Here is a 22608-nt window from a genome sequence, read left to right on the forward strand (position 1 = left end):
CCGACAAGCTAAGCGCAGGCGCGGGATGCAAGGGCCTTCGCCTCAAGGCCCTTGCCGGTCGCGTTCGGCAGAATATGCATATTACTGTGCAGTGATTAGCGACTGAACCTGCACCGCACCAACATAAATCATCCACCGATTAGCTCTGGGCATCGCTGCCCATTTATTTCAATTGCAAAAAGAACAACCCACTATAATCCACGCCCGTAAAATCCTTATACAGCGCCTCGAGATCCGCCTGAGGATCAACATCGGCAAATGCTTGTGGATGGAAGAATTTCGCCATAGCTTCAATCGCGATCACATTAAACGGGCTGTCATAAAACTGGTGATATACCGCCATCACATGCTGCTGTTGCACGGCTTTCAGCACTGAGAATCCGTTACGCTTCATTAAGTTTTGCAGGCGGGGTAGCGCAGTGTCACGGGTTGCATCATACCCTAGCGGTACGGCAAGAGAGTGGCCGCCGCGCTGGCTCCAATCGGCACCGCTTAGCAGGTAGTAATCTGGGTTGGAGGTGATCAACTGCTCCTGATTAATATCAGCCCCTTGCGCCGGGATTTTATCTGCCAATAGATTATTGCCGCCGGCTTCGGTGACGAACTGCCCAAAGCTGTTACGACCAAAAACAGCGCAACACATATCACCGGCCATCCCAGCATGATTCTCGAATATCACGCCTGGCCACTGCGCTTTGGGTATGTTGGCGATGCGTTGGCGTACACGCTCCAGCAACTGCTGATAGCGAGTAATAAAACGTTCGGCGTTTTGCTGTTCTGCAAATACCTGCCCGAGCAGACGGATGCTGCCTAGGCTATTGGTCAGCGGTTGGTTGCGAAAATCGATAAAGATCACCGGAATGCCGCTCTTTTCTAACAGGGCTAAGGTGCCGCTGTCGCGCATTTTCGGCAAAATTCCGGTATCAAAAATGATTAAATCCGGGTGCAGCGTTAAGGCGTTTTCAACGCTGAAATAGCTGCGATATGGGTTGTCAAATACTGCGATTTTACTCAGTGTAGGATAACGCTGTTGATAATGGCGAGCCATATCCGGTGCACGACGAATCAGTGAATCATCCCATGCGACAATGCTTTTTAACGGGTCGGTCGGGTGCAGAATATTCACTGCCAGCAACATACGGCTGTCACCGAGCATCACGCGCGATACCGGCGCATTGACCGTGACGCTGCGCCCGGCCATATCGACTACCGTCAGCGGCGCGGCGAGGCTGTAAACGGGGAGCGCAAAGGCTAAAAACGACAGCAGAAAACGAAGCGTTCGAATCATAATTCTCTCGTATCAGAAACAACTCTTGTAGCAGAAATGTAAAAACTGTTGCGTACAATTGCAAGCAAGCAAAAATGACAGATATTCCTTTATCTGCCATTTTGCTTTTATGCTGTCTTAACACTAGAACCTTAGCGCAGCCAAATAACCTCAGGCGGGCTGTGCATCAGGAAATGTTGATGTGAAATATTCCAGGCATATGCTCCGGCCAGGCTAAACACCAACCAGTCGCCGCTCGCCAGAGCTGCCACCGGCTGTTGACGGGCTAGCACATCTTTTGGCGTGCATAATTGACCAACCAGCGTGACCGGCTCATTTTCTATTTGCGCCGGGAGATGTTCGCGCCTTAGTACGCTAAAGGGATGGTTATGCGATTGTGCTGCCGGCGTCCGAAAGTGGTGAGTACCACCACGACCAATGGCAAACCATTCGCCGAGGTTTTTCTTAATATCCAGCACTTCCATCACGTAATAACCACAGGCGGCGGTGATGAAGCGTCCGCATTCAAAACGCAGCGTGAGTGCCTTAGCATCACATTCATCAATCACCTGCGGCAACCGTGCGCAAAAAGCTGACCAGTCAAAATGGTTGTCCGGCTGTTGATAGTTAATACCTATCCCGCCGCCGACGTTAACCAAATCAACCTCAATATCGTACTGAGTACACCACTCTTTCACCTGATTCAGGTACAGACGCATCAGCGCCAGATGGTTATCGACATCGAGCTGATGCGACATTAGATGGAAATGGAAGCCGCGCAGCTTTAGCCACGATGAGGCTTTAACCAGACTAATCGCGTGAGACAACTCGCTGCTATCTAGCCCAAACGGCGTAGGTTTACCGCCCATCATCAGCCGTGTGCCGCTAATTCCTTCTAGCGCGATGTTCATTCTCAGCAATACTCGCACGGGTTTGCCTGCCTGCTGCGCCAGGCTGTCCAAACGCTGCAATTCGCTGATGCTTTCGACGTGAATCACATCGATATCATATTCCAGCGCCTGCGCCAGTTCGGAGGTGAGCTTACCCGGCCCGCCGAAAATCAGCGGTTTGCCCGGTACTTGCTCATGCAGCCAGCTCAACTCTCCGCCGGATGCAGCCTCAAAACCGTCAACCTGATCTAATAAGGTATGTAATATCGGCTGTTCCGGGTTGGCTTTGGCGGCATAGAACAGCTCACAGCCTGCTGGCAACGCAGCACGCATGGCCGAAATATGCTGATGCAACGCCGGCAAGTCATAAACGTAAGCGCAGAATGGCTCTGTTCGCGACTGTTGTAGCGTACTGAGGGTGTGATAAACACTCGGAGTCATTGGGTAATCCTCATTGGGTGCGCCATCTGCGTGTAGTCGGCAAATTTATCGGCACGTTGCAATAAGCGGGTACGCAGATTGTTTTTCGACGGAATCGGCCCGCCGTTGAGCATGGCGGCGATTTCGGGTTGTTGCTGCCAGTCTGCCAAGCGGGAAGCCAACAGATCCCACAACTGTTGCTCGAGTTCGCGGTTGCCATCGGCCAGATGGAACAACGCCTCGGAAAGATGGTTAATCAGCAGACAGTAAGCGATACGATTCCAGCCTTTCTCACGGGAATACCACACTGATTGCCTTGCTTGTTCTGACATATCAGCCAAGTCCTCGCTGCTCCAACGCTCGCTGGTCAGCTTGGTGCCTTCAAGGTCGCGCACCCAGACTCGGGCGGGCAGATAGTCTTCCATACCGACTAATACGTTTTGCATATGTGGCTCAAAGACGATGCCTTCATTAAAGAAGGCGTCCATCACGCCGGTCAGCAAGATATCCAGATAACTTCCCAGCCACAGCAGGCAGGCATCGCGATGATGAAGATGACGAGCCAGCGACAGGCGGGCAATCACATCCTGAATCTGGCTGATACCTGCGCGGTCATAGGCAAACAGCGCCGCCGCCATTTGCGGTTGATACTGTGCCAACTCTTCCGCCGATAGATTTTCGCGATAGAGAATGCCAAAGCACTCTTGCAGATGGCGTACTTCCGCCAGTTCATCCCCGGCAGTTAACTGGCTGAAATCCAGGCTGGTGGCTGCCGGTTCGCGCATAATACGAAAGCCCGGCGTGCGGATTTCCAGTGCGGTGAGTTGTGAGGCCAAACGCTCGCTGAGGGCAACGGCGCTTTCGAGTTCATACCAGGCATTTTTGCGCACACAGTTAGTCAGACGCACGTGAATAGAACATTTCAGATACCACGGTAATCCTTCACCATAAAGTGTGCGTACTGATGACGTCGGGAACAGCTCCATTCCGCCTTCACCAAGCAGACTAATTAATCCTTGTGCCTCAGCGCGCTGATAAAGTGGAGAATTGACGATGTGTTCGACTTCCCACGGGTGGCAGGGATAGCAGTTTTCTTCTCCACCGAGTGAGGCCAGCATCGCGACAACGCGCGCATCGCCGCTGCATTGCCATAAAGACGGGTCGACACGGAACCACACCAGCGGGAAGCTGGCACCGACTTCAGGTGAACAAGCCAGTAAGGCATTATGCTCCACGCCGCTGCGGCTTTTTGGGCTTGGGTGCATTGGATGCCCCCAAAGCAGGCTTTGCTCGCTATGGATATAGCTCGCTTTACTGCTGCGCACAGGCGAATGTTCAACGAAAGCGCGGGTGATGCCGATACTATTTTCAATCTGCTCGGCGAGTTCAGCATTGATTGCTTCCCCAACCGTGGCCGCCATTTCGCTTAACAGTAATGAGATAACATCGCTACAGCTGGCGGCGCGCCAGGGTTTACCAAACTGTTTAATAAAGGGAGCACTGCTATAGAAACCGCGCCCTAATAAACTCCAGCGTTCGGCTTTTATTGCCAGCATTTTCTCACTGGCGGCGAGTGTAATTAGCACCACATCACCGGGGATCATTTTGCTGGTCAATGCCTGTGGAATATTACCGTGCGTAGCAAGACGCACATCACCTTGCGGCTGAGCAAACTCGCGGATATAGCAATTAAGCAGGGCAGTCAGGCCAGCATATTCAGCCGCATCTCTGGCGGGCGTTGATAAGGCGGCATGATGGGACGGGTGTTTATCAATAGTCGACGACGTTAACATAGCGTAATTCCTTTCGAGGCTAAAAATTCACAGGTCAGCTTTACTGAACAGAGTGTTCTGAACAGATTGCACTGAGCAGAGGTTTCTGAGCTGGTGATACGCATTACGCCGACCCTTTGAGGAAGTTCGGCCCGCTTTGTCCATAGTATTTATTGATATCCGCCGCGCCTGAAGCCTGCTTGCTTAATAAGCTGCCGCTCAGCAGCAGATATTTCACCGGTTGGTAGTCCTCTGCAAAGAGCACCTGCCGGGCCAGCGCGGTATCACAACCGGCATGTTCGAGCTGCTCAATGGTGCGTAGCAACGCATCGCGCAGTATTTGATACCCCTGCTGACGCGGCAGTGCACCGCGAGCCGCCAGATTTTCCAGCACCGCCGCTAAATCGAGTTGTAAGGTAATGGTGATAAACATTTGTGCCAGCGCCTGCTCATCCTCAACGCAGATACGTTCATCGCGAAGTGCATCTAGGTGATGGGCGAGATCCGGGCGTGCAGCATTAAAGCGTGGGGCCCACAGGCGGGCGGCATCATTATCTTTCATCATTAATGACAGCGGTTTGCCTGGGGTAAAACTCAAAATGGCATTTTGCTGGTTAGATTCCAGCGCAATGCCGTAGCGCAGCCACAGCGTAAGATGGACATCGGCCATCAGCTGACAGTATTCCTGCCACCAACTGACAATATCCGGCATCCCCGGTTGTGCCAGCATATATTCCAAATAGGATTGACCATCAGGCAGGCTGCCACCGAGCGCCGCCACAGGCGCAAGCGTTTCTTGTTCTTGTGGTGCAGGATAACGACGCACCAGGAAGGCGAATAACTTCTCTTCACCCAAATGACCACAGAAGGATTCATCGACGTGGCGATAACGCCCTTGTAACAGCGGATCGTTTTGCGCTAACGCCGGTAATATTTCGGCAAACCACTGACCGTCATATAGCGTTGATGGCTTAATCAGGCGAATGTTCTTTTGCCCTAAGGTGCGCATCGCTAATGGGATCTTTAGATGTGTGGCCGGATCGCTTTCCAGTTGTACCGTGCGTACCGATAGCGTAGGGCGCACGTCTAACCACGCCAGAGGCGCGGCAATAGCACCTTCAGGAAGCGTGGATAGTTGACTCCAGGTTAACGGATGTACCGGGATCAATTCATGGCTTTGACTCAGCGTGTCGTCCAGTCCCACTTGCTCATAGGATGGCCACCACGCCGGACGGTTTGACGGGCGGGTGAGGGTTAATGCCTCTTTCGGTACCGCCAGCCAACGTAGCGCAAACGGCTGGCAAAACTCCGGGGCGTAGCGGCGCAACTGCGCGATATCGAAGCCAAATTTGGCACGCGCCGTTGGATAATAAGGATGGTCCAGATAACTGGCTATCTGATCGGCGTGCAGCAACCGTTCGCCCCACGACATATTTCCCGGTTGACGGGCCAAACTTTCACTTAACTGCACAAAGGCACTCTGGCACAGTTCGCCTTGTTCACAGGCGGCATCTGCCTCTTCTTTGTAATTGGCGTACAGTTGCAGAGTCTCTTCCTGTTTGTCTGGCATTAATAAGGCTAGCCAGTTTTGGTAGCCTTCTTGTGACAGCCAGTTATCGCCTTGCTGAATCTGCCAGCGAGGTGCGATAGCAATCCAGGACTGCATATAATCACTGGCTGCCACCTCAATACGCATTGGGTGGTTCAGATGTGAGTTGTAAAGCCAATGGCTGCCATGCTCTTGACGGATGTCACCTTGAGTCAGCACGCCGGATACATTCTCGCGCAAGCAGGTATTGATAATACGCAAAGCAATATAGTCATGTTGATTCATCAGATAATCTCCCAGCTCAAGCTAGCTTGTGCGCGATGGGTGAGTTCATCTAATGCAGCGCTGTCGGGCGCTTCGAGATACAACACACCAAGGTAATCTTTATTGGAATGGCTCAAAGCAATGCGTTCACCCTGACTTTTCAGCGGGCGATAGCGCACACCAGCTGCATTGAGAGGCTGCGGAGCTTGCCGTAAGACGCCGTTTTGTTCAGCAACCAAGTAATGAATCAATGCCTGACCACTGGCTGGCTCAATGACGGGCAAAGGTTGGCCAAGATGCAGTTGTAAGATAGGCGTGAACCAGCCTGCTGGCAGCAAACGGTCGAGCAGGAATTCGCGCCCATCGCCGATGCTGCGATAATTGATTTCGACCAATACCGGACCATTAACGGTTGCGATAAACTCACTGTGGCAGACGCCAAACCCAACGCCAAAGCGCCGCAACTGCTCCAGCGCCTGTTCACGCCAGCGCACACTATGCTCTCCCTGCCAGCGGGCCTGCATTTCGACAAAGTGTGGCGGGGCGGATAGCTCAACATCAAAACCGCCTAAGGCGACTAATTCGTTACCGTCGCCCAGTGTTTCCAGCGTAAATAGTGGACCTTGTAAAAACTGTTCAAGTAGCAATGTCTGTCGAACAGGCAGGGCATCGAGCTGGTGGTTTAGGGCTTGAACATCCTCAGCCAAACTCACATCCATCGAGGCGACACCTTGGCTCGGTTTTAGTACCAGCGGCCAAGGCCAACCCGCATCAGGTTGGTCATCGGGTAACAATTGCGTTGACCAGGTTGACGGTAATTCAAGCGCGGCAAGACGTTGGCGCATCCGCCATTTCTCTTTTGCGGCATAACAGATTTTCCACTCTTTTCCGGGTAACCCCAGCGCGTTAGCCACAATAGCGGTAGCGGTTTGTAAATGGTCGCTATTGGTAAAACAAGCGGTGGGAGTGATGCCGCGTTCGGTAAGTACATCCAACATAGCCAGTGGGTTAAACACATCACATTCCACAATCTCGATGCTGCCATCGAGCACCTGGTTATGCGCCATATACTGATCGGTCAGCAATACCACCGGGTAGCCGAGTTTCTGTGCAGCCGGAATAAAACCTTCTATAACGGCAGCATTCACCACATGACTGACTATGACATAAGGATTTTTACGCAACTTATTGACACCTTTTGTTTTATGAAAAGTAGTCCTGATGTGAGCAATAAAAATAATAAAAAATACGTGCTAAAAAATAGGCCTTAATAGCCTTGATAAAATCGAGCCTTTATCACCACGGCTCTTAATAAGCGTCATCCTTAATAAACCTGATCCTCAATAAAACGCGTCCGAATAACATTCGACTCAGCAGGCAGTTTGAATGTCCTGAAGTCGTTGTCGCAGGGTGCGAAATAGAAAGCCGCGATCTTCACCGCACAGCCAAAGATGAACGCCAGCCTGTTGCCAGTTGTGTTGTTGTTCGGGTGTGCGAGGATTGGCACAGAAGGGGACGGCGGCCAGTTTGCAACGTGCGGCCAGATGTTGAATACGACGTTCCACATCGGGATGATGGGGAACAGGGCCAAGCTGTAAATCCATCGCTAGATCAAGCGCGCCCTCCATCACCAAGCTGACGCCGCCAGTGGCCAAAATGGCATCAATATTGTCAATGCCTCGTTGCGATTCAATCATCGGGATTAGCAGCAACCCGCTATTGGCCCGTTGGATATAATCGCCGAGCGCGAGGGTGCCAAAACCGGTGACTGTGCCACCGGTGATGCCGCGTTTGCCGTTCGGTGGAAAGTACATCGCATCTCGTAGCGCGTTTACCTGTTCTGGTGTTTCAGTGCGAGACAGCACAATGCCATGTGCCCCCATGTCCAGAACGCGTCCCACTTTGGCAATATCGCCTTCGGCGATTCGCACCAGCGGCGCACAGCCATTGGATTGGGCTATCTGAATACACTGAGCAAGAAGGGGTTCGCTGTGTGGCAGATGTTCCATGTCGAGGATGACAAAGTCATACCCGGCGCAGGCGATCATTTCAACGATAGTGGGGTGTGTCACGGAGTTGAGGATCCCAAACAAAGGCCTCTTTGTTTGGGATTCTGACTGTAATTCATCCTGACTTATGTGCAATGTAAGCATGATTTATGTAAAGACTAATGATTATAATTATCATTAACGCTAGCATTGCAAGTGTTGTGATTTTGTATTTATTTATGATCAAATGTTTCAGGTTGCGGTTGAGGGGATATTTTTGCGTGGTGTTGCAACAACGTGTTTTTCTTATTACTAAGAAATGGGAGGGAATGTTGAATAAGATTTATATTTTATGTCTTTGAAAAATTAAAAATTAACCCAATTTTGATAAATAAGATCCCGCCTACTTAGTGAGATGATTCCTAAAGTTGTCCAACCAATTTACCTAAGCGTCATGACGTTCTTTAGCATAAGTTATACCAATTTATTCTGTCGTGGTGTTAACCTCAGCCATAGCGTGTTATTTGCCGATCTCGAGCATCTCAACTATTTTTAAGGCTGATAATTGGAGTATTTTCAAGGAGATTGATTAATGAAAAAGTCACTAATTGCAGTATTATTTTCTTTAACAGCGTTATCTGTACAGGCAGAAGATAACCTGAATATCAGTTCTCTGGCGGCGAATAAAGATACCAAAGCTGCATTTAAGCAAATGTTAGGTAAACAAACATTGCCTAAGTGGGTGGCGCAAGGAGGAACCAACTCACAGAATAAAACGGTGGAAATAGCCGGTAGCCAATTTCTGGTGTTGAATGCCTGCAAACCCCATGATTGTTCGAGCCAACAAATCGCGGTGTTGTACTCGCCATCAACACATAAAATGAGCGGTGTTTTCTCCAGTGTGGAAGAAAAAAATGCGAGTCAAAAGTTACTCTGGCTGAGTGTTCCAGATGAATTATCTATTGATGGCAAAACCATTCTTTATGCTTCGTTAACCGGTAGCCTGGAAAACCATCCTGACAGTTTCAACTATAAATAATTTCTTCTCCACCTGTTAATACGGCGGGCAGATTAGTTGCCGTATTTACAGGTGAGTTTATCGCTATACGCCCTGTCTTCCACAATATCTGCTTTTGCCATCGCTCAAGTACTGAGTCGTGCGAACGCACTATTAAACCTGTGGTGTTGTTCACTGACTTTGATATTCGAGCGGGTCAGAGATTGGCCGAATTATTGTCGGCCAAAACAGCATGGCATTGCCAGAGGATATTTTTTGGCATTTCTTATCATATTTATGAGTTTGGGCGTGCGGTTAAATTGAGTATATATAATCTCTGTTTATTATCTGGAGATGACTATTGAAAACCGGACAACTCACCAGTATCGCTGCCAGCCTTGCCGACGAATGGATATCTTTAGCGATCGGTAAAATAGGTGGCGCGAATATTAAAGTTATTAAAATGGGGGGAGAAGGGATCCCGGATGAAGTACACCCAGATTTTGATGAACTCTTAGTCGTTATCCAAGGCTATATGCAGCTTGTTGTTGATAATGAAACATTCTCTCTGCAAGAGGGCGAATATTTTCTAGTTTCTCAAGGCAGTGTTCACCGGGTACTACCGGGAAGCTACGGTACGTTACTGTTGGTTGATGTTGATTCTCCCCCTCACTCAGCCCCTTTCTGACGCTTTTAATCTCCCCCCACTCGTTGTTCTTATCGCTTTCCGCTCACGCTTTAACCGCTCTCCATTTTTCTTTATAAAATTACGGAAACCGCAATATTGTTATGTTATAACATAACTAGTGTGTGGTGTTGAATAGAGAAAGACTGAGGATGCATGAGCGTAACAATTGAAACACCGAATGCGCCGCTGGCTGATGCGCAGGCAATGAATGAGGTGGCAAGCAGTATTGGACTTGATTGGGTTGGCATGGAAGGCATTGCTTTACCGATTGAAATAGCCGGAAGGCCGGTAAGTGCGACGGTGAATGCCGGTATTGATTTGCTGGCAATAGAGAACGGCCAAAAAGGTATACACATGTCGCGCCTTTATCAGGCGTTGGATGAGTTGACGCAGAGTGAACTGACGCCCGCTTTGATTAAAAGCACGCTGACACAGTTTATTATTTCTCATCAAGGGCAAGCCTCTTGTGCCCATCTTCATTTCAGTGGCGATATCCTACTTTCTCGTCCGTCTTTGCTCTCAGAAATGCGAGGCTGGAAGGCGTATCCCTTCGAGATTGATGCCAGGCTGGATCACCAATGGATGCTGACGCTAAAAATTGGCGTGCCATATTCATCAACCTGCCCAAGCTCTGCGGCGTTAAGCGTACAAGTCGCCCAGCAGCAATTCAGCCTCGATTTTGACCATCAACCTGACGCTATCTCTGTGCAGCAGGTTTCTGATTGGTTTGATAAACGTGGCTTACCTGCCACGCCACATAGCCAGCGCAGTTGGGCGTGGGTGACGGTGACGTTGGGTCAGGATGCCGCGCAATTTCCTGTCACTGAATTAATCAATCGTATCGAAACGGCACTGTCTACTCCGGTGCAAACGGCGGTTAAACGTAGCGATGAACAGGCGTTTGCTATCGCTAACGGGCAAAACTTAATGTTTTGTGAGGATGCGGCGAGAAGACTTTATCGCGCGCTAAATAATCAATGTCATTTTGATCAAGTGGCGATTCGCGTCGAACATCAAGAAAGCCTTCACGCTCACAATGCCGTCGCACTCGCTGTCTGGAAAAGAGGTTCTCATGCTGCGTAAAAATCCATCGGGTCATTCTCCTATCGTTTCCGAAAAAGCCTATGTTGACCCCACAGCCATTATCTGTGGCAAGGTTGTCATCGAAGATTATGTCTATGTCGGGCCTTATGCGGTTATCCGGGCAGATGAGCTTAATGAGAAGGGCGAAATGTCACCGATTATTATCGGTTCACATTCCAATATTCAAGACGGAGTCGTTATCCATTCTAAAAGTGGTGCCGGTGTCTCGATTGGCTCCCATACTTCTATCGCCCATCGAGCCATTGTGCACGGGCCTTGTGAGATTGCCGGACGCGTATTTATCGGTTTCAACAGCGTGTTGTTTAACTGTGTTATCGGCGAGGGCTGTGTGATCCGCTATAACGCGGTGGTCGATGGCTTGACGCTTCCGCCTGCGCTTTATATCCCCTCGTGTGAGCATGTTGGGCCACAGAGCGATTTGAGCTTGTTTAATCAAGTCGATTTGCCTTCCTTGCAATTTTCCGAAGATGTCGCCGCAACTAACGTGCAGTTAGTTGAAGGCTACCGCCGCTTACGCAACGAGTTTTAATTATTTGATTAGAAGCGGCGCATATCACGCGCCGCCAATGACGCGAATAGCAAGACGAAAGGCAACGCCATGAACATGACATTAATTAAAAACGCGACGCTGATTAATGAAGGGATGCGGCAATCTGCGGATGTGCTTATTCGTGAGGGACGCATTGAATATATCGCCGCTGATATTAGCGCGACTGCGCAAATGACCGTCGTTGATGCCAAAGGGCAGTGGCTCATTCCTGGGATGATTGACGACCAAGTACATTTTCGTGAACCGGGAATGCCGACGAAAGGCACGATTGCTAGCGAGTCGCGGGCTGCAGTTGCCGGGGGAATCACCAGTTATATGGAAATGCCTAACGTGGTGCCGCAAACCACAGATAGAGCCGCATTACAGGATAAATTTACTCGTGCTGCGCAGGTTTCTGTCGCCAATTACAGCTTCTATTTGGGGGCGACCAATAACAATCTCGATGAAATTCGCCGTTTGCGCCCTGATGAAGCCTGCGGGGTGAAAATTTTCATGGGCGCATCAACGGGCAATATGCTGGTCGATAACGAAGAAACGCTGGCCCAGATATTTTCTGACTCCCCGGTACTCATCGCCACTCACTGTGAAGATTCGCAGCTGATTAAAGCGCAGGAAGCCGTTTATCGCCTCAAATATGGCAATGATATTCCGGCGCATAAACATGCGGAAATCCGTAGCGTTGAAACCTGTTATCGTTCGTCGTCATTGGCGGTATCGTTGGCGAAAAAATATGGTTCACGTCTGCACGTTCTACATATCACCACTGCTGAAGAATTGGCGCTATTTGACGCGGCACCGACGCTTGCTCAACTGCGGAAAAAACAGATCACCGCAGAGGCTTGTGTGCATCATCTGTTTTTCAATCAGCTTGATTATCCTCGCTTAGGGCACTTGATGAAATGCAATCCGTCAGTAAAAGCGCCCTCGCATCAGGTTGCGTTGTGGCAGGCGTTAAACGACGGTGTGATTGATGTTATTGCCACCGATCACGCGCCGCACACCTGGGAGGAGAAGCAAGGACATTATTTCAGTGCGCCTTCCGGGCTGCCGTTAGTCCAGCATGCAATCCCGGCATTATTGGATTTGTGTCAGCGTGGCGTGATGACGCCGGAGCTGATGGTGCAGAAAACCAGTCATGCTGTTGCCGAGCGTTATCAAATAAAAGAGCGTGGATATTTACGTGAAGGCTATTGGGCCGACCTGGTCCTTATCGACCCAAACAAGCCTTACCACGTTCGTAGCAATGAACTCTTTTATCGATGCGGTTGGACGCCTTTCATTGATGACACCTTTTACGGTGGCAGTATCACAACAACCTGGGTGAATGGGCACTGTGCCTATCATCAAGGAAAGATTTTGCCCACGCCCAATGGCCATAAGCTGGTATTCAGCAGATAACAGAAAACACATCGTCCAAGCCGCAGAACACGCTCTGCGGTTCTCATTGTTCAAAAAAGAGAAGATCCCGGTGAGTATTATTATTCCTGCCACTTTTCCCGCGCGCCGTTTGCGCCGGTGTCGTTCACGCTCCTTTAGCCGCCGTTTGGTGGCGGAACATCAGTTGAGCGTCGATGACCTTATTTACCCGGTATTTATCGTTGAAGGGACTCACCAACGACAGGCGGTGGACTCGATGCCTGGCGTTTATCGAATGAGCCTTGATGTATTGCTGCAAGAGGCGCAAGAGGTGGCAAAGCTCGGTATTGCTGTATTAGCGTTATTTCCCTGTATCGAAGCATCGGCAAAATCATTACATGCCAAAGAGGCCTTTAACTATAAAGGATTGATCCCCAGAGCTATTCGGTGTTTAAAAAGGGAATTTCCACAGTTGGGAATATTAACGGATATTGCCCTCGATCCTTATACCTCTCACGGCCAGGATGGGATTGTCGATGAGAACGGTGAAGTGCTCAACGATGTCACTAACGATATTTTGGTGCAGCAAGCGATGGCGCATGCCAGCGCTGGTGTCGATATTGTGGCACCCAGTGACATGATGGACGGCCGTATTGGCGCGATTAGGCAAAGTTTAGAAAAAGCCGGGTATTTGCATACCCAAATTATGGCCTACTCGGCAAAATATGCGTCCAGTTATTATGGTCCATTCCGCGATGCTATTGGATCGGCATCTACTCTGGGAAAAAACAGCAAACAGACTTATCAGATGGACCCGGCAAATCGGCTGGAAGCCTTGCAAGAAGTGGCTCAAGATATTCAGGAAGGAGCCGATATGGTGATGGTCAAGCCTGGAATGCCTTATCTGGATGTGATTCGTGAGGTAAAAAACACCTTTGCTATTCCGACCTTTGCCTATCAAGTATCAGGCGAGTATGCGATGCATATGTCAGCATTTCAGCACCGCTGGCTTGATAAAAAAACTACGGTTCTGGAATCTTTATTGTGTTTTAAACGCGCGGGCGCGGATGGGATATTAACTTACTTCGCCAAAGAAACGGCGCAATGGATTGAAGAGAGCAAGATGCAGCGTTAATACCTAGTCCCTTGTCGTTTTCGATAAGAGTTTATTTATACATCGCGCGGTTCTTTGTTGATATTGAGCATTTGCGTCAACGTTTCCTGCCAGAAATATACCTAATATTGAGTATGTTTTTCGTAAAGATTTGACCCGGAGAGAGGACGTTACATTGCAAATATGTTAAAACGTAACGCTCAACAGGTTATGACCTGCACTGCCAATTCAACAAGAGTTTTCTGACCAATGACTGACAATCTTATCGAACGCATTTCCACCGCACTGCATTCGGAACATACGTTTGAAGGGCTCGTCCGCCAGTTGCTAGAAATGCTCGAGCTGGTGACCAATATGGAGTCGACCTATCTGACGCGTATTGAGCCAGATGGCAGCTTGCAGCACGTTTTATTTGCCCGCAACAGCAAAAAAATGCAGATCCCAGAAGGACTATCGGTGCCTTGGGCAGATACGCTTTGTAAGCGGGCTCTTGACGAAGGAATGCGCTACACCTGTGATGTTGCCAGTGTATGGGGGGACTCTGAAGCGGCAAAAGCATTAAATATTACCACCTACGTTAGCACGCCGGTGATGTTGGCCGATGGTTCTCTCTACGGTACCTTGTGTGCGGCAAGCTCTGAGAGTCACCAACTTTCCGAACGTAGCGAGCAAGTCCTGCATCTGTTTGCCAATCTTATTGCCCAGCAAATTCAGAATGAACAGTTAATGAGGCAGTTGCAGCAAGCAAACGCTGCCTTGACGACCGCCAGTTACACTGACGATTTGACGGGGCTTGCCAACCGCCGTTCTGTTTTTGAGCAGTTGCCGCCACTCTTTTCCCGTGCCAATAGGGATGCCCGCTATGTGTTGATTGCCTTTACCGATCTGGACGAATTCAAACAGATTAATGATATTCATGGGCATGAAGTCGGCGATGATTTTTTAGTCGCAGTGGGAGAAAGACTGAAAAAAGGCGTGCGTGTTGACGAAGTCCTTGGCCGAGTCGGGGGGGATGAATTTATCGTGGCCGGTGTTGGCCCTGAAGAATATGACGAAGCACTGCAAGCGGCGCAGGCATTTAAAGCCAGATTAAGTGAGTTGCTTACCGGCCAGTACCAATTGCACTCTTGCCTGATTGATTACGCTGGGCCAAGTATTGGCGCTATTGCTATCAATCCTGCAGTTACCACGCCAGATATGGCGCTGCGTGAAGCGGATGCGGAAATGTATAAAGAGAAGAGTCGCCGTCGCAGTGTGAAAAAGGTTTGCTGATTTTGTTGTCGATGTTATTACCTGATTTATGGGGCCTACGTAAAACGTAGGCCTTTTTTATTTAAAACAGGTCTTTTCTATTACCGCCACAGCGATGAACACAAGCGTCAATTCTAGAACTGTTCCCAATCACCAGAACTGACGGCCGCTAATGCTGGTCGGCGCGTTATTTTTACTGGATTGGACTGAAACTGACGCCCGGTGGCTGGCGTCAATGACTGCCCGATATTAAACACGCTCATTAATTGCACCAGTTTAGCCGCTTGGTCGCTCAGGCTGTCAGCAGCGCTGGCGGATTCTTCTACCAGTGTTGCGTTTTGCTGAGTGACCTGGTCTAGCTGCGTAATAGCGACATTAATTTGGTGTATTCCTTGGCCTTGCTCTTCGGTCGTGACACCAATCTCTGAGATCAGGCCTGCGACGCGATGGGATTGCTGAACTAAATCATCGATGGTTTCACTTGCGGAGCTCACCATATCCGAGCCTTTGGTTACGGTGCGCATACTTTCTTCAATCAACACTTTAATTTCACTAGCCGCAGAGGCTGAGCGTTGTGCTAGTGAACGAACCTCGCCTGCAACGACTGCAAAACCACGGCCTGATTCACCCGCCCGTGCCGCTTCCACCGCTGCATTTAGTGCCAGTATATTGGTCTGGAAAGCAATACCGTCGATAACACTGATAATGTCGCCAATTTTTTGCGAACTGCCGGTGATTTCCTGCATTGTCAGCACGAGATTATTTACGGCGTGGCCACTTTGTGTTGCTGTATCGCTCGCTGAGTTTGCCAGTTGTGTTGCCGTACGTACGGTTGCGGCATTTTGCTCGATGGTGTGACTCATTTGTTCCATCGATGCGGCAGTTTCTTGCAGGCTGGCAGCCTGCTGTTCGGTGCGTTGACTGAGATCGGTACTGCCGGCAGAAATTTCACTGGCGCCTGTTGAAATAGAATGGCTGCTATCACGGACTTCGCGAACAATGCTTAACAAGCGAGCGCGCATACTATCCATTGCCGCGAGCAAGCTATGGCTATCGTCGCTTTTCAACGCTACTGCCGTATCCAGTTGGCCTTCAGAAACCTGTTGCGCTACCCATGCCGCATAAGCCGGTTCTCCACCAAGTTTGCCTTTAACTGCGCGAGCAATAAGCCAGGAGATCGCTGCGCCAATCAGTGCGCTAATAATCGTTATCAGCAACAATAGATTGCCAGAGAAATGAGCGTCCTCAACATAATTGCGAGCCATTTTAACTGTCGATTGGGAGTGTGAATCGATCATTTTACTGAGCGCATCCAGCACCAGCGCTTGAGGGCCTGTTACCTCATTGATAACCAGTTCTCTTGCTGTGTCATACTTGCCTTCAGCACTGACCTTCATCACTTTGCGTAGTGCTTGGGAATAAGCAGGGCGGAGTGTATTTAGGTTATTAAACATCTCGCGGGAGTGTTTTAGTACCAGCGCCTTATCGAGCTGTTGCAGTAACACATTATTGTCGGCGATACGTTTTTCGAGAGTTTGGTTGGTTTTTCTAATGTATTCCCGGCTCTGTTCCTCACTATGTGGCAGTGTGGTGAATAGCGCCATATCACGAATGTCATGAGCATTGTCGGTGATATTATCCTTAATCTTCATCACGATTAACAAATTCACCAGTCGAGTATTAGCTGTGTAATTTAGGTTATTTCCAATAGAAACCAACTGCACTCTGGCAAATAGTGCGACGAAAAATCCAATAGCGATAACTAATGCGAAACCAGCACCAAGCATGGTACTGAGTCGCATGTTTTTTAGTTTGTTCATAAAACACCCAGAGTTTTTGTTGTTATATCACCGGAAAGAAAAGAACGTAATCGAAAGAAATAACAGCAAAGAGTACAACTATGATGATATAGCCGTCATACTTTAAGTTGCAGGGCTGTTCTCGTTCACTCCAGCCACTTAGTTATCCAAGCTCCGGGGGTTCTCGATTTCTGCCTGTCTGCATCTTGAAGTTTATTGGGTATATATCATTTTATTTTATAAAAACCTCTTATCGGCATTCGTCATGATTTCTTTAGTGTTATTTATGAGTTTTTATTAGAGGGGGGGGAAGGAGGAGCTTATATGTAAGGCAATGCTGTAGATATTTAAGCGAAATTGAATGGCTATTTCCGAAGCGATAAGCCCCGAATATTTTGTTGATATCAGGGCTTGGGATTAACTTTAAAAAATTATTTGTTTGCGATGAAGTGATCGTCTCCGTCGATTGGGATGTAAACACGCTCCCACTCTTTACCGTCAATGATATCCCAACTGTGGCCTTCACCCTTGGTATCGGCTGCAAGTAGCACTGTGCCTGGCTCGATGATGAAGGTTGAGCCATCGCTGACCTTAAATTTTAGCTTGCCTTTCAGGGTCACTACATACTGTTTTTTCGGGGCTGGATGCACGCCTTTCTGCCACTCTTCAAAGCTATTACTAAAATAGAGATTTTGTGAAGAGAGTTTTGCCAGAGAAGGAATAGAACCTCTGATAAAGGCTGAATGATTATCTGGAGTATTAATAAGTTCTACTGCAGGAATACGGTGTTCAGTCTGATCTTTCTTCGCTTCTTCAGCGTGGCCCATGACAGAAATAAGTAAGCCGGCGGATGCCAGCATAAGTTGTGTTATCTTTTTCATAGTAATTCCAGAGTTAATAGCAGCCCGTAGTCTTTAGGTGAATAAACTCAACACTCATCAAATTGTATAGGCGTAGGTAACCATCAATAATCCTGGATACTTAGTTATCTAAGTTTTTAGGATTACTGTATGCCTGCATCTTGAGGTTTATTGCGTAAAATCACCGAATAATTGAATCAAACGATTCGATAGCTCATCAGAGATATTGTGTTATTTTTTTATGAAATTCAGTGTTAATTGCAATTGGGCGTTTTGAGGTTAATAAATAACCAGTTGACTAAACCAAATGCTTAGATAGTACACCAGAGATGAATAGTTACGTCAATATCACTCTCTGCAAGTTTTTTAATTAATAAATTAAATATAAATGCAAAAAAAGAATTAATCCGTAAATTAATAGTCTTAAGAATTATATTAATTAATTGACCTATATATGCGTTTTTATTCGTCAAAAACATATGATTCATAGTGAAATAAGATAAATTCAGTTATTACCTAATTAAATTTAGTTTATGGAAAGCTAATGCTTTGCTGGTGGCCTGTCATTACTTAACGATTATCTCTCTGGTTCTTAGGGCCGGGTGACCAGCAGCTCATGAACTGGGTGACTTGCCGCTGGGTACATTACCCTCCAACTGCGTGAATCGCTCACTAACAGTCATATCATATGTTGTTTTTGTATTAAAAAACGGCTGTTATAGCCGTGATTCGCAAAACTGTATCTGTTTTGCCTGCAGGCCAATTGATTAGTTTATAGGGATATTTTATTTCCTTTATAAACGAGTCTGCTTACCCATGAAAGACGATAAATTATCTGATAACGAGCGTTTGAAATCTCAGAGTCAATTACTACGGGGTACCATAACGGAGGATTTAACGGATGATCTGACGGGGGGATTCCTTGGTGATAATTTTCAGCTCATTCGTTTCCACGGAATGTACCAGCAAGATGACCGGGATATTCGAGCAGAGCGCGCGGCACAAATGCTCGAGCCATTGCACACGGTGATGTTGCGGGTGCGTTTGCCCGGTGGGATTATTACCCCCAAACAGTGGCTCGGCATTGATGTATTTGCCTCTGAACATACACAATACGGCAGCATCCGTATTACCAACCGTCAGGCATTACAGCTGCACGGTGTGCTGAAAAAAAATATCAAGCCGGTTCATCAATTGCTGCATCACTTGGGTCTGGATTCGCGCGCGACGGCAGGCGATGTCAATCGCAATGTATTATGCACCTCTAACCCGGTTGAATCTGCGCTGCATCAGCAGGCTTATGAATGGGCTAAAAAAATCTCCGAGCATCTGCTGCCGAAAACCAATGCTTATGCCGAAGTGTGGTTAGACGGTGAAAAAGTGCAGCAGCCCGAGAATGAAGCTATTCTGGGGAATAGTTATCTGCCGAGGAAATTTAAAACCGCCGTCGTTATCCCGCCGCAGAACGATGTTGATCTTCATGCAAATGACCTCAATTTTGTTGCCGTAGAGGAACAGGGTGAACTTATTGGTTTCAACGTATTAGTCGGTGGCGGATTGGCGATGACCCACGGCGATGACAGCACCTATCCGCGGCTGGCCAGTGAATTTGGTTACATCTCGTTGGAATCAACGTTAGCCGTGGCGGAAGCGGTAGTCTCGACGCAGCGCGACTGGGGAAACCGTTCTAATCGACGTAATGCTAAGACCAAATATACTCTCGATCGCGTTGGCGTTGATACCTTTAAAGCCGAAGTTGAACGCCGGGCAAGGCTATCATTTCAAGCGATTAGGCCTTATCACTTTAGCGGAAGAGGGGATCACATCGGTTGGCTTAGCGGCATAGATGGCAAACACCATTTGACGCTGTTTATTCCCAGCGGACGTTTGATCGATTCGCCGGGCAAACCGCTAAAAAGCGGCGTTGCCGCTATCGCCCGTATCCATCAGGGAGATTTTCGCCTGACGCCAAACCAAAACCTGATTATTGCCGGGGTCAGCTCAGAGCAGAAAGCGGAAATAGACGCGATCGCCCGTCAATATGCTTTGATTGATGATGAAGTTTCCGCGCAGCGGAAAAACTCAATGGCCTGCGTGTCTTTCCCGACGTGCCCGCTGGCGATGGCTGAAGCGGAGCGGGTGCTTCCCGGTATTATCGATGCGTTGGATACTATTCTTACGCGTCACCATTTGAGCGACGATGCCATTATCTTCCGGGTGACCGGCTGCCCGAACGGCTGTGGACGTGCGATGCTGGCGGAAATCGGCTTAGTGGGGCGCGCGGTAGGACGTTATGCGTTATACCTTGGCGGCAACAAACAAGGGACACGTATTCCACGCTTGTATCGCGATAATTTACCGCTGGCGGCAATCTTAACGCTGCTGGAAGCACTGATTGCTGATTGGTCTGCTTATCGTCTGCCTGCGGAAGATTTTGGCGATTTCGTTATTCGTCATAACGTCGTGAAGCCGGTATTGAACTCCTCGATTGACTTCCATCAGCAGGATAAGGAAATCGTTTAAGTTATTGTGATGTTGAGCTATTTAGCGAGTTCCCTCTTAAGTTGTGCTTTGTTCACAGTGCTGCGGGTATAAACGTGCGAATAAGCATCGGAGAATATTCAGAGTTTCCGATGCTCAACGTCGCTCACTTTTAGAAGGAGCATCGTTTTCGGCGTAATGAATTTGTCCGCAGGCGTGTCCGTTCGCGGACTCTGTTTTGGTATCCCGATGTGCGAGACAGGCTTAATACCTTCCTTTTATTGCATCTAATGCAATTATCTTTGGAAAATAGCGTCATTTCTCCATCAATAGCCACCTGACATGATGTCGGCATCGTTCATCATATTGCTCAACGTTGAGTCACGAGCAATGACATCACAGGATCGCTATGAAAATTAATTTTCCTTTACTTGCTTTGGCTATCGGCGCCTTTGGTATCGGTACGACCGAGTTCTTTCCGATGGGCCTGCTGCCAGTGATTGCGCAGGGGGTCAACGTCTCGATCCCAACGGCAGGTATGTTGATCAGTGCTTATGCCGTTGGCGTGATGGTTGGCGCGCCGCTGATGACTTTACTGCTCTCACGTCGCTCCCCGCGCAGCGCGCTGGTTTTTCTGATGAGCATTTTTACGCTGGGCAACATTTTGTCCGCCATGTCGCCAGATTATACGACCTTGTTACTCTCTCGTTTAGTCACCAGCCTTAACCATGGTGCCTTCTTTGGGCTGGGATCGGTTGTTGCCGCCAGCCTGGTGCCAAAAAATAAACAGGCCAGCGCGGTCGCAACCATGTTTATGGGGCTAACTATTGCTAATGTCGGCGGCGTACCGGCCGCCACGTGGTTAGGCCAAGTGATTGGCTGGCGGATGGCCTTCCTTTCTACTGCCGGGTTGGGGTTGCTAGCGATGTTAAGTCTGTTACTTTCGCTGCCGAAAGGGGAAGCGGGGCGCCGCCCTAATGTGCGTCAGGAGCTGTCGGTATTGATTCGTCCACAGGTATTAACCGCTTTGTTGACTACCGCGCTCGGGGCCGGGGCAATGTTTACTCTCTATACCTATATTGCGCCGGTATTAAGCAGCATCACGTCGGCAACGCCTGCTTTTATTACCGCGATGTTAGTACTGATTGGCTTGGGCTTTACGCTGGGTAACTACTTAGGTGGGCGTTTTGCTGACTATTCGGTTAACGGCGCGCTGAAAGGTTTCTTGTTACTGTTAATCCTCATTATGCTAGCGATCCCTTTCACTGCCACAACCGGCATCGGCGCTGCTGTCAGTATGGTTATCTGGGGCACCGCCACCTTTGCCGTGGTTCCGCCGCTACAAATGAAGGTGATGCGCGTCGCCAGTGAAGCACCAGGCCTGGCCTCTTCGGTTAATATTGGTGCTTTTAATCTGGGGAATGCTATCGGTGCGGGAGCGGGTGGCGCAGTGATCTCGTCCGGTTTAGGCTACAGCTACGTCCCTGCAATGGGCGCAGTTATTGCGCTGGCCGGATTGCTGTTAGTGCTGGCACAAACGCGTCGTGTTGAAACGCGACGGTTTAGTGAGGAAGCGTAATTATATTAGTAGTGAGCATATTAACCTTCTCTGTATGGGGAAGGTTATTTTATGTTATGTGATTAGCCACCCAGTTAAATTTAAATAATCACCGTAAAGTCCATTTCGTTATATTTTACTTTTATCGAGTGTTAATTAATTAACAATTAATTATGGATGATATGCTATTAAGCAGGTGTTAATCAAAGGAGATGACACGATGGCTATTCCTGCCTATTTATGGTTAAAAGATGATGGTGGCGCAGATATTAAAGGTTCGGTAGATGTACAGGGTAGAGAAGGCAGTATTGAAGTTGTCAGCTTTATGCATGGCCTTAATATTCCTACCGACGATCACACGGGAAAATTAACCGGAACCCGTATTCATAGTGCGATGGAAATTGAAAAAGAGTTCGATTCTTCGAGTCCTTATCTCTACAAAGCTGTCTCAACGGGGCAAACATTAAAATCAGCAGAATTGAAATGGTACAAAATTAATGATGCGGGGCAGGAACAAGAATACTTTAATATGTTACTCGAAAACGTAAAGCTTGTCGGTGTAAATCCAATAATGCACAACATTAAATCGGTTGAGAATATGAATCATTTGGAATCAGTATGTTTGCGTTATGAGCGTATTACGTGGAAATACTGTGATGGGAATATTCAGCATAGTGATACGTGGAGGGAAAAGGCATAA

At 48.5% G+C, this 22608-nt stretch carries 18 protein-coding genes; 10 read left to right on the plus strand and 8 right to left on the minus strand.

Features of this window, described 5'->3' with window-relative positions; genetic code table 11:
- Positions 1–163: 163 nt before the first annotated feature.
- The 6 genes from ACL9RG_RS18455 to ACL9RG_RS18480 all read right to left on the minus strand — a co-directional run bounded on the left by ACL9RG_RS18455 (position 164) and on the right by ACL9RG_RS18480 (position 8234).
- Positions 164–1288, minus strand: coding sequence for an ABC transporter substrate-binding protein (locus tag ACL9RG_RS18455; RefSeq protein WP_422794097.1), 1125 nt, complete (start codon positions 1286–1288; stop codon positions 164–166).
- 131 nt (positions 1289–1419) lie between these two features.
- A complete protein-coding gene (locus ACL9RG_RS18460; protein WP_422794098.1) occupies positions 1420–2598 on the minus strand; it encodes a type III PLP-dependent enzyme in 1179 nt (392 codons plus the stop codon).
- The gene (locus ACL9RG_RS18465; protein ID WP_422794099.1) at positions 2595–4370 is read right to left on the minus strand and encodes an IucA/IucC family protein; all 1776 of its coding nucleotides are present in this window, start codon (positions 4368–4370) and stop codon (positions 2595–2597) included. Before ACL9RG_RS18465 ends, ACL9RG_RS18460 begins: the two co-directional genes overlap by 4 nt.
- A gap of 103 nt (positions 4371–4473) precedes the next feature.
- Positions 4474–6183, minus strand: a complete 1710-nt coding sequence (locus ACL9RG_RS18470) for an IucA/IucC family protein (protein WP_422794100.1) — start codon at positions 6181–6183, stop codon at positions 4474–4476.
- Complete coding sequence (locus ACL9RG_RS18475) at positions 6183–7346, minus strand: siderophore biosynthesis protein PvsA (RefSeq protein WP_422794101.1); 1164 nt, start codon at positions 7344–7346, stop codon at positions 6183–6185. Before ACL9RG_RS18475 ends, ACL9RG_RS18470 begins: the two co-directional genes overlap by 1 nt.
- Positions 7347–7532: 186 nt before the next feature.
- Positions 7533–8234, minus strand: coding sequence for an HpcH/HpaI aldolase family protein (locus ACL9RG_RS18480; protein WP_422794102.1), 702 nt, complete (start codon positions 8232–8234; stop codon positions 7533–7535).
- Positions 8235–8742: 508 nt separating this feature from the next.
- Between ACL9RG_RS18480 and ivy the strand changes: the two genes are divergently transcribed.
- From ivy to ACL9RG_RS18515, 7 genes are all read left to right on the plus strand, one after another.
- A complete protein-coding gene (ivy, locus tag ACL9RG_RS18485) occupies positions 8743–9189 on the plus strand; it encodes an Ivy family C-type lysozyme inhibitor (RefSeq protein ID WP_422794103.1) in 447 nt (148 codons plus the stop codon).
- 319 nt (positions 9190–9508) lie between these two features.
- Positions 9509–9835: a cupin domain-containing protein gene (locus ACL9RG_RS18490; protein ID WP_422794104.1), complete on the plus strand. Its 327-nt coding sequence runs from the start codon at positions 9509–9511 to the stop codon at positions 9833–9835.
- 153 nt (positions 9836–9988) lie between these two features.
- Positions 9989–10918 (plus strand): GTP cyclohydrolase FolE2, encoded by a 930-nt coding sequence (gene folE2 / locus ACL9RG_RS18495; RefSeq protein ID WP_422794105.1) that lies wholly within the window; start codon positions 9989–9991, stop codon positions 10916–10918.
- The gene (locus tag ACL9RG_RS18500; protein ID WP_422794106.1) at positions 10908–11468 is read left to right on the plus strand and encodes a carbonate dehydratase; all 561 of its coding nucleotides are present in this window, start codon (positions 10908–10910) and stop codon (positions 11466–11468) included. The genes folE2 and ACL9RG_RS18500 overlap by 11 nt, the downstream gene beginning before the upstream one ends.
- A 75-nt stretch (positions 11469–11543) precedes the next feature.
- Positions 11544–12887 (plus strand): dihydroorotase, encoded by a 1344-nt coding sequence (locus tag ACL9RG_RS18505; RefSeq protein ID WP_422794107.1) that lies wholly within the window; start codon positions 11544–11546, stop codon positions 12885–12887.
- A gap of 70 nt (positions 12888–12957) precedes the next feature.
- The gene (hemB, locus tag ACL9RG_RS18510) at positions 12958–13980 is read left to right on the plus strand and encodes a porphobilinogen synthase (protein ID WP_422794108.1); all 1023 of its coding nucleotides are present in this window, start codon (positions 12958–12960) and stop codon (positions 13978–13980) included.
- A 228-nt stretch (positions 13981–14208) separates the two neighbouring features.
- Positions 14209–15231, plus strand: a complete 1023-nt coding sequence (locus tag ACL9RG_RS18515) for a sensor domain-containing diguanylate cyclase (RefSeq protein ID WP_422794109.1) — start codon at positions 14209–14211, stop codon at positions 15229–15231.
- Between the two features lie 113 nt (positions 15232–15344).
- On the opposite strand, the gene ACL9RG_RS18520 is transcribed toward ACL9RG_RS18515, so the two are convergent.
- The gene (locus ACL9RG_RS18520) at positions 15345–17030 is read right to left on the minus strand and encodes a methyl-accepting chemotaxis protein (RefSeq protein WP_422794110.1); all 1686 of its coding nucleotides are present in this window, start codon (positions 17028–17030) and stop codon (positions 15345–15347) included.
- A gap of 410 nt (positions 17031–17440) precedes the next feature.
- Entirely contained in the window at positions 17441–17890 is a 450-nt protein-coding gene (locus ACL9RG_RS18525; RefSeq protein ID WP_422794111.1) for a hypothetical protein, read from the minus strand.
- Between the two features lie 795 nt (positions 17891–18685).
- On the opposite strand from ACL9RG_RS18525, the gene cysI reads away from it, so the two are divergent.
- From cysI to ACL9RG_RS18540, 3 genes are all read left to right on the plus strand, one after another.
- Positions 18686–20392: an assimilatory sulfite reductase (NADPH) hemoprotein subunit gene (gene cysI, locus ACL9RG_RS18530; RefSeq protein WP_422794112.1), complete on the plus strand. Its 1707-nt coding sequence runs from the start codon at positions 18686–18688 to the stop codon at positions 20390–20392.
- Positions 20393–20759: 367 nt separating this feature from the next.
- Positions 20760–21929, plus strand: coding sequence for an MFS transporter (locus tag ACL9RG_RS18535; RefSeq protein ID WP_422794113.1), 1170 nt, complete (start codon positions 20760–20762; stop codon positions 21927–21929).
- A 199-nt stretch (positions 21930–22128) separates the two neighbouring features.
- Positions 22129–22608 (plus strand): Hcp family type VI secretion system effector, encoded by a 480-nt coding sequence (locus tag ACL9RG_RS18540; RefSeq protein ID WP_422794114.1) that lies wholly within the window; start codon positions 22129–22131, stop codon positions 22606–22608.

Origin of the sequence: Rouxiella sp. Mn2063, assembly GCF_049319665.1 — a bacterium.
In the GTDB taxonomy this organism is placed as follows: Bacteria; Pseudomonadota; Gammaproteobacteria; order Enterobacterales; family Enterobacteriaceae; genus JBMOUD01.